Raw genomic sequence first — 13,460 nt, forward strand, 5'->3', positions numbered from 1 at the left:
AAACCCCAAAGCCCCTGTCTGCGATGCAGACAGGGGCTTTGTCTTTTCCGGGACGGCTCAGAACTGATAGCTGACGGTGGCCGTCACGTTTCGCTCTTCACCCATGTAGCAGTAGTTCTGGCTTGCGCAGGACGTGATGTAGCGTCGGTTGGTCAGGTTGTTGGCGTTCAACCTCACATCCACGCCCTTCAGCCCGACTTTGCCGAGGTCATAACCTAGCGAAGCATCCACCAGGGTGTAGGACGGCACCTTCATGCTGTTTTCCGCATCGACCCAGCTATACCCCACATAACGTACACCCCCTCCCAGCCTCACACCCTCAAGCACACCTTGGCGCATGTTGTAGTCAGCCCACAGCGACACCATCTGCCTGGGCGCCTGGGTGGGTGAGTTACCTTTGTTGTCCAGGTTGCCGTTTACCAGGCTAGGCATCTGCTTGGTGTATTCGATATCAGTGAAAGTGTACCCGCCCAGCAGTTTCAGGCTGTCGGTCACTTGTACATGAGCTTCCAGTTCCAACCCCTGGGAGCGCACCTGGCCAACGGGGCGATAGAAATCCTCATTGGGCTGCTTGGATGCCAGGTTCTCCTGTTCAATATGGAACACCGAGGCCGTGAACAGGTTGTCGCTGCCCGGTGGCTGGTACTTGATACCGGCTTCCCACTGTGTGCCTTCGGTGGGTGCCAGCGGCTTGCCTTGTTGATCGGACACGGTGTTCGGGTTGAATGACTCCGAATAGCTCAGGTAGGGCGCGATCCCGTTTTCGAACAGGTACAAAACACCTGCACGGGTAGTGAACTTGGTACGCGCATCATTGGCCTTGGTATCCCTGTCGCGATCACGCTCGGATACCTTTACCCAGTCCTGTCGCAGGCCGAGAGAAAACCGCCACTGATCCAGTTCCACCAGGTCCTGCAAATACACACCCGTCTGTTGCAAACGCCGTTGATAGCGGTTCTCCCCTACGACCTGCAGGTTGCCATTGCGATACTGGGGGTTACCGGCATCCAGCGGGTCAACCGAGCCATAGCGCCATGCCACATCGGCCTTGCGACGCTGAAAATCGGTACCCAACAGGAAGGTGTGCTTGGCGGCCCCGGTGAACACCTCTGCCTGCACCATGTTATCGATGATGTAGGAATGCAGACGTTCGTCACCGCCGGTGTAGGCCCTGTTCAGTACAGTGCCCTCGTTGCCTGCCCAACCGGCCGAATACACCTGGTCCATCGAGACATCGGAATCCTGGTAGCGGAAGTTCTGCCGTGCCGTAAATACGTCATTGAACCGGTGTTCGAACTGATAACTGAACGACTGCTGTGTGCGTTCGTAGTGATCGATGTTCGGTTCACCCTCGAAGAAGTGGTCCGACAAGCGCAAGCCGTTGCGCTTGTGCAGCATGCCATCTGCCGGGTTGCCGCCATGGTAGCCCCCGCTGGGGTCGTGCTGCAGGTACGCCTGCAGGGTCAGCGAGGTGTCTTCCGTGAAGTCCATGCTCAGCGACGGTGCAAGTGCGTAGCGCTCTTCCTTGTTGTGATCGAACTGAGTGTCTGAACCGTCTGCCAGGCCTGTCAGGCGGTACGCAATGCGCTTGTCGTCATCCACAGGCCCGCTGAAGTCGAACCCCATGCCGCGCTGCCCCTGAGTACCCACGGAGGCCTGAACCTGATGGTAGGGGCTGAACAGAGGCTTCTTGGTAGTCAACGCCACCAGGCCACCTGGCGAACTGCGGCCATACAGTACCGATGACGGGCCCTTCAGTATGTCGATGCGCTCAAGAAAATACGGGTCTACCTGCATGGTGCTGTAGGTGCCGTTGTCGCCCATGGACTTCAGGCCGTCTACGTAGATGTTATCCACAGAGCCATCGTTGAAGCCGCGCATGGCCACGTAGTCGTAGCGGTGGGTTGCCCCGTAGGGGTTGGTCAGCACACCGGGTGTATAGCGCATGGCCTGGGCCACGGTCTGTGCCCCCTGGTCATCCATCTGCTGACGGGTGACCACCGACACTGACTGGGAGGTTTCCACCAGCGGCATGCTGCTCTTGGTAGCAACCTGGCTATGCGTGGCGTTGTACCCCTCCATGCTGCCCAATGCATTACCCAGGGTGAAGCTGCGCACATCGGTATCGGGCAACGCCAGTGCGGCTTCTTGCGGTTGTGCCTGCAAGACGTAATTGCGTGCGTTCTGGCTCAGGGCTACCAGCCCGCTTCCTGCCAGGAGGTGCCGCAAGGCTTGTTCAGTGCCGTACTGGCCTTTAAGGCCGTTGGATTGCAAGCCGCGGGTAAGTTGCGGTGTGCTCGACAGGGTAATGCCAGCCTGCCTGGCGAACTGGTTGAGTGCCTCATCGAGTGGGCCGGGTGCGATCGCATAGGTTTGGATAACCACTGGTGTACCGTCCGCTACGGCCAGCAGTGGCGTGGCCGCTACGCCCAGGACGGTGCCGAACAAGGCTGCGCGTACGGCTCTACCCAGTATTGATTGCAGGACAGGTCGAAAATCATTCGCGTTGCAGGGCAGCGTGTACTTCGTGGCGATAGGCATGTAGGAGTCCGTGAATTGAATAGGGCAGAGGGCGCTTCAATGTCCTAGCCGGACCAGAATAAAAAACCCGCCATCTTCCGGAAGCGCTGCCTAACTCAGGCGCTCCACCCGTATCCACAAGCGCGTGAGCTCGCGCAGTTGCACCGGCAGCGTGCGGGGTAGCAGCCGCACCAGTTGCTCAGGGTCATCGAGGCGGAAGACACCCGACAAGCGCATGTCTGCAATGTTGTCGCTGCAGGTCAGATAGCCATGGCGGTAGCGGCTGACTTGCGCAAGAAAGTCGGCCAGACGCATGTCCCGAGTCACTATCAACCCCTCGGTCCAGGCCAGTGCATCCATGCTGGCAGGCTGCTCTCGCTGTGCGCCGTCATGCGTTACCCGCCAGGCCTGGTCCGGCTCCAGCCATTGCCAGCCGCCCGTCTCGGCGTGTTGGGCTGCCAGCCGGCCGTGGCTGAAGCTGGCATGGGCGCAGTCACCCTCTAGGCGCAGCGCGACGCGGCTATCGAACGCCTGCAGCAGCGCGTCCTTGGCATATACGCGTACTGGCAACTGTGGGTGCAGGGTTTGCCGACAATCGAGCATCAGCTCGCCGCGCCTCAACTTCACCACCAGTTGCTGGCCATTGAACGCCACATCTACTGCACTGCGGGTGTTGAGCTGCAGGCGTGTACCGTCGGCAAGGGTGATGCGCCTACGCTCGCCCGTTGCGGTCGCGTAGTCCGATGACCATGGGCTGATAAGGTCCAGGTCTTTGGCCAGCCAGGCGGCCGAACCCACCATGGCAAGCCCGCCCAACAGCTTCAAGGCCTGCCGGCGCTGAAGACGTTTGTGACTGGTTTCCAAGGTGCGCAGGGCTAGACCGGCAGCAGGGACCGCCCGCAGGTCCAGTTCCTGATCGAGATGGACAACCCGTTGCCAGGCCAACTCGTGGTTCGGGCAAGCACTGCGCCACTGCATGCAGCGCTGCTCAAAAGCAGGGTCATTGCCATGCTCGCGCAGCGCGACCCTCCACGTAATGGCTTGCCTCACCGTTTTTGCATCTGGGGGAGCGCAGGTCATTGCATGTCGTAGCGCAACAGGTAGCAGTGATAGAGCGCGTCAGCGATATGACGCTCCACGGTACGCACGGAAAGCCCCATCCGCTGCGCAATCTCCTTGTGCTTGAGGCCCTCGCACTGGGCCAGCAGAAATGCAGTACGGACCTTGGGCTTGAGGCCATCGAGCATGACAGCAATGCGCTCGAGCAGCTCCAGCAGCAATTCCTGGGTTTCGGCACTGGGCGCGTGAGCCTGCGGTAGATGGGCCAAAGCCTCCAGATAGGCCTTGTGCAATTCTTCTCGGCGCCAATGATCGATCACCAGCCCGCGGGCAACAGTGCGCAAGAACGCCCTGGGTTTTTGCAGATGAAGATGCTCGCTTCGCTGTAACAGCCGCACGAAGGTGTCCTGCGCCAGGTCGGCAGCATCAGCCGCGCTACCCAGGTGATGGCGCAGCCAGCCATACAACCAGCCGTGGTGGTCTTGATAGAGGGCTTGGACAGGTTCGTTGCTGGGCATTGGCGGCGGTGCCATAGAGGCTTTAATGATAACGAGTCTCATTGTTCCGCCGGTGACCGCATTTTGCAACCTTGTCGGCCTATAGGAACGCTGCGATCACGCCTGGCGAAGCTTTTGGCTGTCCAAGTATCTGCGAATTGCAATTGCAGCGCCGTTGAGGTGGCGCTCCAGTACTGCAATAGCCTCGTTGACCCGCTTGGCGCTGGCGGCGTCTACCAGTGCCGTATGGTCGTCCTGCGTCAGTTTGCCCAGGCCCATGGAGGACAGGTGAAACCGCAGAAACCGTTCCTCCTGGTTCAGCTCGTTATCAATCAGGCGCAGCAGCTTCTGGTTCGGTGCGCGGCAATACAGCACCATGTGCAGCAGGCGGTTGAGGCGAGCGATCTCGGCATGCCGGGTTTCGTTCTCCAACTGCTGGATATAGCGGCGTGCATTGGCGATGTCCTGGCCTTCAAGCAGCGGGATGGATTGGCGCAAAGCCTCGCTCTCGAGCAGCACGCGCAAGGTATAGGCGTCTACCGCGTCTTCGCCGATCAGCGGCGCAACTACGGCACCCTTGTGCATCTGCACATTCAACAGCGCCTGCGCTTCCAACTGCCGCAGCGCCTCACGTACCGGCATGCGGCTGACGCCATAGAGGGTTGCAAGCTCCTGCTGCCGGATCGCGGTGCCAGGCGGCAAACGGCCGTCCAGAATGGCACTGCGCAGACGTTCCTCGATTACGCCACGGGCCAGGTGCGGCAACAGCTGTTCGCTGGTCAGCACGTTGCTCAGTTTTATTTTCTCGGCCACAAAACGCCTGCCTTAACGTTCACAAAAAGTTGGATCCAATGAAGCTAGTTACGGCTTGTGGGCATGTCAAACCTGCGGCTATCAGCGCACTGCCCCAAAGCGCGGCTATGGTGGAGTAAGTCGCCCTGCAAAGGAAGTAATGCAAATGAAGATGTAGGGCCAGAATGCAGCCTGGCTGACAGGCGGATGGATGATTTCGATGTGCCATTGTCTTTTGCGCTGACAGGCCGCACCATCGCAGCTTTCGACTGGCCGGGACAGGGCTTGGCTGTGGCGATCTCCCCGATGCTCAAAACCGTGCTGCACCGTATCGCCCTGGCTGCGTTGCTGGGCGGCATGCTGCTGGGCGGCCTGCACGCTGATTGGGATTTCGCACAGATCAGCCGCAAGTCCGAGGCCCTCTATGGCCCGCTCGGTGCCGGCAAAGCGCGTATCGATGCCTGGCAGAACCTGATGGCGACCCAGAAACAAGGCAGCGAGCTTGAGCGGCTGCAAGTGGTCAACCGGTTCTTCAACCAGCAACTGCGTTACGTAGAGGACATCGACCTGTGGGGTGAGGTCGATTACTGGGCTACCCCTGTTCAGGCCCTGATCAAGGGGGCAGGGGATTGTGAGGACTACGCAATCGCCAAGTATTTCAGCCTTCGGCGTATGGGCATTCCCAGCGAAAAGCTGCGCATCACCTACGTCAAGGCGCTGCGACAGAACCGCGCGCACATGGTACTGACTTACTATTCGACACCCCAGGCCCAACCTCTGGTCCTGGACAGCCTCATGGACGCCATCAAGCCGGCTAGCCAGCGCCCAGACCTGCTGCCGGTCTACGCTTTCAATGGTGAAGGCTTGTGGCTCACCGGGGCTGCTGGTAACAAGAAGGTCGGCGATACCAAGCGGTTGTCGCGCTGGCAAGACCTGTTGAAGAAAATGCAGGCCGAAGGCTTCCCGGCCGAACCGGTTTACTGAAGGAGCACAAATGTCACTGTTCAAACAATTGCTGTTGGCTATTTGCCTGTTCCTGGTGGTCGCCTTCAGTGGCAGCTTCATGGTCAGCCTGGAAAGCTCGCGCAGCCAGTACGTCAACCAGCTGCGCTCGCACGCCCAGGATGCGGCTACCGCCCTGGCATTGTCGCTCACGCCCAACATCGACGACCCGGCCATGACCGAGTTGATGGTCAGCTCGATCTTCGACAGTGGCTACTATGCAAGCATCAAGGTCGTCGACCTGGCCTCCAACGCCGTACTGGTGGAGCGTCACGCCGAGCCGGACCCAGGTGGCGTGCCGCGCTGGTTTGTGCACTTGATAGGCCTGGAGGCTGCCGGCGGCGACGCCATCGTCAGCCGTGGCTGGCAACAGGCGGCCCGGGTGGAGGTAATAAGCCACCCGATGTTCGCCATTGCCAAACTCTGGCAAAGCGCCCTGGGCAGCCTGAGCTGGTTGCTGCTGTGCGGGGCTGCCAGTGCCGTGCTTGGCGCATTGCTGCTACGCCGTCAGTTGCGCCCGCTGGACTACATGGTCGAACAATCCCATGCCATTGCCCGCCGTGAATTCCTGAGCCTGCAAGAGCTGCCACGCACACCGGAGCTGCGCCGCGTGGTGCAGGCCATGAACCAGATGGTCGAGAAGCTCAAGGCCCTGTTCACCGAACAGGCCGAGCGCAGTGAGCGGCTGCGTGCCGAGTCCTATCAGGACACCCTCACCGGGCTGTCCAACCGCCGTTACTTCGAGATGCAACTGAACGCCCGGGTCAGCAACCTGGAGGAAGCCCGCGCAGGCTACCTGCTGTTGTTGCGTGTGCAAGGCCTGGCCGGGCTGAACGCGCGGTTGGGCGGGCAACGTACCGACCAGTTGCTGCAGGCTGTGGGCGAGCAGTTGCGGCGCACCTGTGGCAGCTACCCGGAAACCAACGACCTGATCTCCCGCAGCCGCGGGGGGGAGTTTGCGGTGTTGGCCCCAGGCATGGTGCATGAGGAGGCCATTCAGCTTGCCCAGGCCTTGGAAGCCACCTTGCAGAGCCTGCACGAAACCGGTGCCAGCGACATCAACCCCGTGGCCTGTATCGGCCTGGCGCCTTACACCCCCGGCGACGCACCGCAGGCGCTGCTCAAGCTCGCCGACGAAGCCTTGGCCCGCGCAGAAAACCAGCCAACCCCTGGCTGGGTGTGCCTGGAGCAAGGGGTGGCTGCTGTTGCCGCAGACAGCCAGCACGACTGGCATGAACGCCTCGACCAGGCGTTCCGCAATGGCCATTTCGACCTGTTCTTCCAGCCTGTGGTGGATTGCGCCACCGCGCAGCGCGTGCTTCATCACAAGGTGATATCGCGCCTGAAAGACCGTGAAGGCGAGGCCCTGCCGGCCGGCCGCTTCCTGCCCTGGCTCGAGCGCTTTGGCTGGATGCCGCGCCTGGACCTGCTGGTGCTGGAAAAAGTACTGGCCCACTTGCGTGGGCATGACCAGGTGCTGGCGCTGAACCTTTCCGCCGCCACCTTGGCCGACCCCAAGGCATTGCAGCGCATTTTCGAATTACTGGGCCACAACGTAGCCCTGGGCCCGCGCCTGGTGTTCGAGATTGGCGAAGAGCAGTTGCCCGACCAGCCTGCCCTGGAACAGCTGACGCGGCGCCTGCACGCGCTGGGCTTCGGCCTGGCGCTGCAGCGCTTTGGCGGCCGCTTCAGCATGATCGGCAACCTGTCGCACCTGGGGCTGGCTTACCTGAAGATCGACGGCAGCTACATCCGCAATATCGATGAGGAGCAGCACAAGCGCCTGTTCATCGAGGCCATCCAGCGCGCTGCCCACAGCATCGACTTGCCGCTCATTGCCGAACGTGTGGAAACCGAAGGCGAGCGCCTCGTGCTATGCGAAATGGGGGTAGGGGGTATCCAGGGGCAACTGGTGGGTGAACCTGCACCCTGGCGATAAGTACTAGCCATTACGTGCATTAGCGGCCTAGCGCCGCATAAGGGCCGCAATGCGGCCCTTTGCACAGCCTGTCAGCGCTCGCGCAGTGCTTCCGAGCGGGCCTTCATGATGGGCTTGAGCAAGTAGCTCATGATGGTTTTCTTGCCGGTCATGATATCCACCGTTGCAATCATCCCGGGGATGATCAGCAGCGGTTTCTCGTCGGTGCCAAGGTGGCTGCGATCGGTGCGCAACCTGATCAGGTAGTAGGTGGTCTTCTTGTCTTCATCGGTGATGGTGTCGGCGCTGATCTGTTCAAGCTTGGCCTTGAGCCCGCCGTAGATGGTGTAGTCATACGCGGTGAACTTGACTGTCGCTTCCTGGCCCGGGTGCAGGAAGGCAATGTCCTTGGGTAGGATCTTCGCTTCGATCACCAGCGTGTCGTCCAGCGGCACGACCTCGATGATATCGCTGCCCGGCTGGATCACACCGCCAATGGTGTTCACCAGCAATTGCTTGACGATACCGCGCACCGGCGAGGTGACCATGGTCCGGTGCACCCGGTCATCCAGTGCCTTGCTCGTGGCGGTGGCCTTGTTCAGCTCGGTACGCGCTTCGTTAAGCTGGGTAAGCGCCTCGCTGCGGAACTTGCCACGGGTTTCCTCGATCTTGCTCTGTACCTCGCGGATGGCCGCCTCGGCACGGGGTATGGCCAGGGCGGTGGAATCCAGTTGGCCGCGGTTTTCCACTTCCGCCCGGCGCAGGCGCAGCACCTCTACCTGGGAGATCGCTCCGGTCGCCACCAAGGGCTCCGACATGCTGATTTCCTTGCGCAGCAGCTCAAGGCTGTTGGCGTACTGGGCACGCTTGGAGCTGTACTCGCGCAGCTCTTGCTGGCGCTGCACCAACTGCTGCTGCAGGCCGCCAATTTCGTCCTGCAATTGCTGACGCCGGCTCTGGTACAGCGACTCCTCGCTGGCCGCCTGGCTGGGTGCGGCTTTGCGCAGCTCTTCGTCAATCTGCAGTGGCTTGTCGTCCACCTCAGCGCTCAGGCGCTGCACACGCAGGGCCATGGACAAGCGATCGGCCTCGGTTTCGCCCACGTTGGAGGCGAAGCGCGTTTCATCAAGGCGCAGCAAGGGCTGGCCAACTTCGACGATCTGGCCCTCCTTGGCAAAAATTTCCGCCACGATGCCGCCTTCCAGGTTCTGGATTTTCTGCACCTTGGAGGAGGGGATCGCCTTGCCCTCGCCGCGGGTTACTTCATCGATAGGCGCCACGCTGGCCCAGATGATCAAGAACACGAAGAACAGGATCACGCCCCATATGGTCAACCTGACGACCCGCGGGGCATCCTCGATGAGTGCCTTGTTGACCTCGGGAAGTGGCTGCCCACCCAGCGAGTCACTGCCCTTGAAGTAGCGCCGCATGCCTTCCTTGATTTGCCCGAAATCCAGCTTACGCAACACTGATCTGCCCCTTCTTCAGCGCGTCCATGACCGCGGCTTTCGGGCCGTCGGCAACAATCTGCCCGCGATCGATCACGATCAGCCGATCCACGAGCGAAAGCAGTGATGCACGGTGAGTCACCAGCAGCACCGTCTTGCTTTCCACCACCGCCTGCAGGCGCTGCTTGAGGCGCTCCTCGCCGGTGTTGTCCATGGCGCTGGTCGGTTCGTCCAGCAGCAGGATTTGCGGGTTCAACAGCAGCGCACGGCCAAGCGCCACGTTCTGCCGCTGGCCACCGGACAGGTTCTGCCCACGTTCGCCTACCTGCAGCTCATAGCCATCAGGGTGCAGCCGCGCGAACTCGTGCACACCTGCCAGTTCGGCGGCTTGCAGGATCATCTCGTCGTCAATGTAGCGCGCGCCACTCACCAGGTTGTCGCGCAGGGTGCCTGCCAGCAACTGGATATCCTGCGGCACGTAGCCAATGTTGTGGCGCAACTCGCTGACGTCGATCTGCCGGATGTCCACACCATCTACCAGCAGCGAGCCGCCATCAGCCTCGTACAGGCCCACGATCAACTTGGCCAAAGAGCTCTTGCCTGAGCCGCTGCGGCCAATGATGCCGACCTTCTCGCCGGGCCGAATGGTCAGGTTGATGTTCTTCAGCGCCATGTTCTGCTGGTTGGGGTAGGTGAAGTCCACCCCGCGAAACTCGACGCTACCCTGCAGCACTCGGCGGCTGAGTGGCCGCTCTTCGAAGTTGCGCTCCTGTGGCAACTCCATCATGTGGTCGGTAGAAACCATGGTCACCTTGGCTTGCTGGTAACGTGCCAACAGGCCGTTCAGCTGGCCCAGCGGGCCCAGCGCGCGACCACTGAGCATGTAGCAGGCCACCAGGCCGCCCATGCTCAGGTTGCCGTCGATGATCAGGTAGACGCCCACGCAGATCATCGCCACACCCGCCAGTTGCTGAATCAACAGGGTGATGTTCATGGCCAGGCTCGACAGCACCTTCACGCGCAGCTCCAGGCGGCTGAGGGTACCGAGGGTCTGTTCCCACATGTACTGGCGCTCGCTCTCGGCATTGTTGACCTTGACCGCATCCAGCCCGGCGAGGGTTTCGATCAGGCTGGACTGGCGCTCGGAGGCCAATGCCATGGTCCGCTCCATGGTCGCCATCAAAGGGCGCTGCAAGGCATAGCCAATACTCAGCGCCAACGGGAAGGCGATGATCGGGATCCACACCAGATGGCCGCCGATGATGGCGATGACGATCAGGATCAGTACCGTGAAGGGCAGGTCGATCAGGCTGGTCAGTGTCAGCGATGCCAGGAAGTCGCGCAGGCCCTGAAACTCGTGGATGTTCTGGGCGAAACTACCGACCCTGGCAGGGCGATACTTCATCGACATGCCGACGATACGCTCGAACAGCGTGGCAGAGATGATCAGGTCGGTCTTCTTGCCGGCAAGGTCCAGGCACAACCCGCGCAGCCCTTTGAGGATCAGGTCGAACACGTAAGCGCCCGCGATCCCGATCGCCAGCACCCACAGCGTTGAGGTTGCCTGGTTGGGGACCACCCGGTCATACACGTTCATCACGAACAGCGGAGCGGCCAGGGCAATCAAGTTGATCACCAGGCTGGCGGCGATAGCATCGATATACAGCCATTTGCTGCGCAGCAGGGTGTCACGGAACCAGGACTTCGCACGCGGAATGAGGTTGCCGTGGTTGACGTCAAATTTGTGCTGCGGCTGGGCGAAGAACACCCGGCCACTGTAGTCATCCTGGAGTTTTTCGCGGCTGATGTGTACCTCGCCGCCATCGCTTTCGCTAAGCAGCAGCCGTGCAGTGTCCTCGTTTTCCCAGCCAAGCAGAACCGCGCTTCGCCCGCCTTTGAGCAACAGCATGGCCGGCATGGCGATGCTCGGGATCTGCTCCAGCTTGCGCTGCAGCAGGCGCCCTTGCAGCCCAGCCCTGGCGGCCGCACGGGGCAGCAGTTCAGGGCTCAGCCGCTGCGCTGGCAACGGCAGGCCCGTGGTCAACATCACGCGGCTGGCGGGCTTTTGGTGCAACACACACAGGCTCAACAGACTATCCAGCAGGGGATCGTCGTGCTGGCTGCGTGGATCGTGGTTGAGTTCGACTCGACTGACTTCGGATTCCACGCGGCGCTCTCTTCATCCTTGTGGTGGGTAGGGGTGGGCGTGCTGCCTTAATGCTGCAGGCTGGCAACCCTGACGTTCAGTGGTGTTGCGGCGTATCAGCGCCGGGCGATGTTCATCGCCGTGGCAAAATTTTGGCAATGGTCGCTTTGAATCCATCTTGAGTAAACAGCTGTCTCGTTCACTTAACTACCTGACGTCGGATGGCCCTGAAATGTTTCATTTCTGAAGCACTCGCACGTCGTTCACGGGTGTCAGCATAGCTAGCAAAAGGCCATGGCGACATCGCTCGTGTCCAGAATAGCTGATGTCATTTAACAGGCGCTGGTTTGCTGACGCCTTTTGGTAATCGATTAGTCAAAATTCATCTATTAAATGCAGCGTCTGCACCAACCTGTATTCGATAATCATCACGCGCTTCACCCCCACCTGGACAACCTTATATACGTGATTCCGCTCTGCTCGTTTGATTTGCGGCAGCGTGTTTACGTGCCGACAAGTGGCGTGGGGCTGCAGCCCACTGGGTGATGAATCGGCAAGCTTTGTGCTAGCCGTGCGTATATTGGGCCGGTGAATAAACGTAAATGACCTTATATTGACGCCTATGGTCTGATGGAACCCGACGGACGGTAACCCGGTGGCTAATCCTCGGATTTCTAAGCCGCTAAACCCCCGTGTGGTGGGCGATGCAGCTGTTTTTCGTGACCCAAGGCAGTTGCCGTTGAGAAACGCTTGGCTAAGGTAAAATATCAATGTGACATTACCTAACCGATTGTTTAGGATGGCCATAATAAGGTCAATAGTTTGGCAGTTGTGTAATCGCTGGCAGTTATAGACGAAATATTGACGTCAAAATGCGTCAAGTGAATATCGACATCATTCCAGATCAGGTGGCCACGATTGCCGCTCTGGCACGGAAGTACCCCTACAGGGTCACACGGAGAGTCCAATGAGCAGCGTTGTAGCCATCGTCAAAAGTATTGTCGGCCAGGTTATTGCGGTATCCCCAGAAGGCATCCGGCGTGTACTGATCGAGGGGGATCGACTTCTGGCCGGCGAGCAGGTGCTCACTGGCGCTGGTGGTGCAGTAACGCTTGAGCTGGCAGATGGCCGACTGCTCGACCTGGGCCGCGACAGCCAGTGGAGTGCCGACACGCCTGATAGCAGCACCGACCTGGGCCAGGCCGCTGCGCAGGCCGCACCTTCGGTAGCAGAGTTGCAGCAAGCGATCGCAGCGGGTGTCGACCCCACCACCGACCTGGAAGCCACTGCGGCAGGCCCTACGGCAGCCGGTGGCGGTGCAGCGGGCGGTGGCCACAGCTTCGTCATGCTGGAAGAGACGGCAGGCACCGTTGACCCGACTGTTGGCTTCCCCACCGAGGGGCTTGGCTTCGCTGCTGAAGCCAATCGCCAGGATGTTGGCGGCGCGGACACCACTGCCAACAACCGTGCGACCACGCCCGGCACGACCGGGGATGTCGCCACTAACCTGGTGCTGGGCGCCACGCCTTCCATTACTGAAGCGGGCGGGGTGATTGTCTATACCGCCACCGTTGGCCAGGCTCCCAATAGCGACCTGGTGGTCACCCTGTCCAATGGTGCGGTCATCGTCATCCCTGCCGGTCAAACAACCGGCAGTGTCAATGTTGTGATCCCTCCGAATGACACGCCCTATGTCGATGGCGGTCAGATTTCTACGGTTGTCACCGGTACCGCCGGCGGTGGCGGGTTGATTGTGACCTTGCCGCAAGACCCTGCGGTAACCCAGGTTACCGATACCATCGACACCACAACCGCGACGCTGACAGCCACCCCGTCGGTGACCGAGGGCGGTGTGATCACTTACACCGTTACGCTGAGCAACCCAGGCCAGACCCCGGTGACCGTCACTTTGTCCAACGGGCAGGTGATTACCGTTGAGGCTGGCAAAACCCAGGCTAGCGTCGATTTCCAGACGCCGCCGAACGATGTTTACAACAACGGTTCGACCGTCAGCGTGAATATTACGGGTGCAACGGGTGGTAACTTCGAGCAACTCACGCCCAATACGAACCCGGCTG

General features: G+C 60.5%; 9 protein-coding genes. 3 read left to right on the top strand and 6 right to left on the bottom strand.

The window, feature by feature from the left end:
- Positions 1–57 precede the first annotated feature (57 nt).
- The 4 genes from APH25_RS24270 to APH25_RS24285 form a co-directional block, all read right to left on the bottom strand.
- On the bottom strand, positions 58–2,472 hold the full coding sequence (locus tag APH25_RS24270) for a TonB-dependent siderophore receptor (RefSeq protein WP_256217613.1): 2,415 nt from the start codon (positions 2,470–2,472) through the stop codon (positions 58–60).
- 159 nt (positions 2,473–2,631) lie between these two features.
- Positions 2,632–3,600 (bottom strand): FecR domain-containing protein, encoded by a 969-nt coding sequence (locus APH25_RS24275; protein ID WP_060483624.1) that lies wholly within the window; start codon positions 3,598–3,600, stop codon positions 2,632–2,634.
- A complete protein-coding gene (locus APH25_RS24280) occupies positions 3,597–4,097 on the bottom strand; it encodes a sigma-70 family RNA polymerase sigma factor (protein ID WP_060483625.1) in 501 nt (166 codons plus the stop codon). Before APH25_RS24280 ends, APH25_RS24275 begins: the two co-directional genes overlap by 4 nt.
- A gap of 96 nt (positions 4,098–4,193) precedes the next feature.
- Complete coding sequence (locus tag APH25_RS24285; RefSeq protein ID WP_028633707.1) at positions 4,194–4,889, bottom strand: GntR family transcriptional regulator; 696 nt, start codon at positions 4,887–4,889, stop codon at positions 4,194–4,196.
- A gap of 186 nt (positions 4,890–5,075) precedes the next feature.
- Here APH25_RS24285 and lapG point away from each other — a divergent pair, with 186 nt between their 5' ends.
- Positions 5,076–5,852: a cysteine protease LapG gene (gene lapG, locus APH25_RS24290; protein ID WP_245614768.1), complete on the top strand. Its 777-nt coding sequence runs from the start codon at positions 5,076–5,078 to the stop codon at positions 5,850–5,852.
- A 10-nt stretch (positions 5,853–5,862) separates the two neighbouring features.
- On the top strand, positions 5,863–7,809 hold the full coding sequence (gene lapD / locus APH25_RS24295) for a cyclic di-GMP receptor LapD (RefSeq protein ID WP_028633705.1): 1,947 nt from the start codon (positions 5,863–5,865) through the stop codon (positions 7,807–7,809).
- 71 nt (positions 7,810–7,880) lie between these two features.
- On the opposite strand, the gene APH25_RS24300 is transcribed toward lapD, so the two are convergent.
- Positions 7,881–9,218, bottom strand: coding sequence for an HlyD family type I secretion periplasmic adaptor subunit (locus tag APH25_RS24300; RefSeq protein WP_174435898.1), 1,338 nt, complete (start codon positions 9,216–9,218; stop codon positions 7,881–7,883).
- Positions 9,219–9,246: 28 nt separating this feature from the next.
- Positions 9,247–11,403, bottom strand: coding sequence for a type I secretion system permease/ATPase (locus tag APH25_RS24305; RefSeq protein ID WP_028633703.1), 2,157 nt, complete (start codon positions 11,401–11,403; stop codon positions 9,247–9,249).
- Positions 11,404–12,349: 946 nt separating this feature from the next.
- Here APH25_RS24305 and APH25_RS24310 point away from each other — a divergent pair.
- Positions 12,350–13,460, top strand: a 1,111-nt coding sequence (locus APH25_RS24310; protein WP_082428431.1) for a retention module-containing protein, incomplete at its 3' end; no start/stop codon positions are given.

Source organism: Pseudomonas sp. NBRC 111119 (assembly GCF_001320125.1).
GTDB classification, from domain to species: Bacteria; Pseudomonadota; Gammaproteobacteria; order Pseudomonadales; family Pseudomonadaceae; genus Aquipseudomonas; species Aquipseudomonas parafulva.

Bases quoted from the DNA above. Each gene is read 5' to 3' on its own strand.
- APH25_RS24275 (WP_060483624.1), bottom strand. From the start codon at position 3,600: ATGACCTGCGCTCCCCCAGATGCAAAAACGGTGAGGCAAGCCATTACG.
- APH25_RS24280 (WP_060483625.1), bottom strand. From the start codon at position 4,097: ATGCCCAGCAACGAACCTGTCCAAGCCCTCTATCAAGACCACCACGGC.
- lapG (WP_245614768.1), top strand. From the start codon at position 5,076: ATGGATGATTTCGATGTGCCATTGTCTTTTGCGCTGACAGGCCGCACC.
- lapD (WP_028633705.1), top strand. From the start codon at position 5,863: ATGTCACTGTTCAAACAATTGCTGTTGGCTATTTGCCTGTTCCTGGTG.
- APH25_RS24300 (WP_174435898.1), bottom strand. From the start codon at position 9,218: ATGCGGCGCTACTTCAAGGGCAGTGACTCGCTGGGTGGGCAGCCACTT.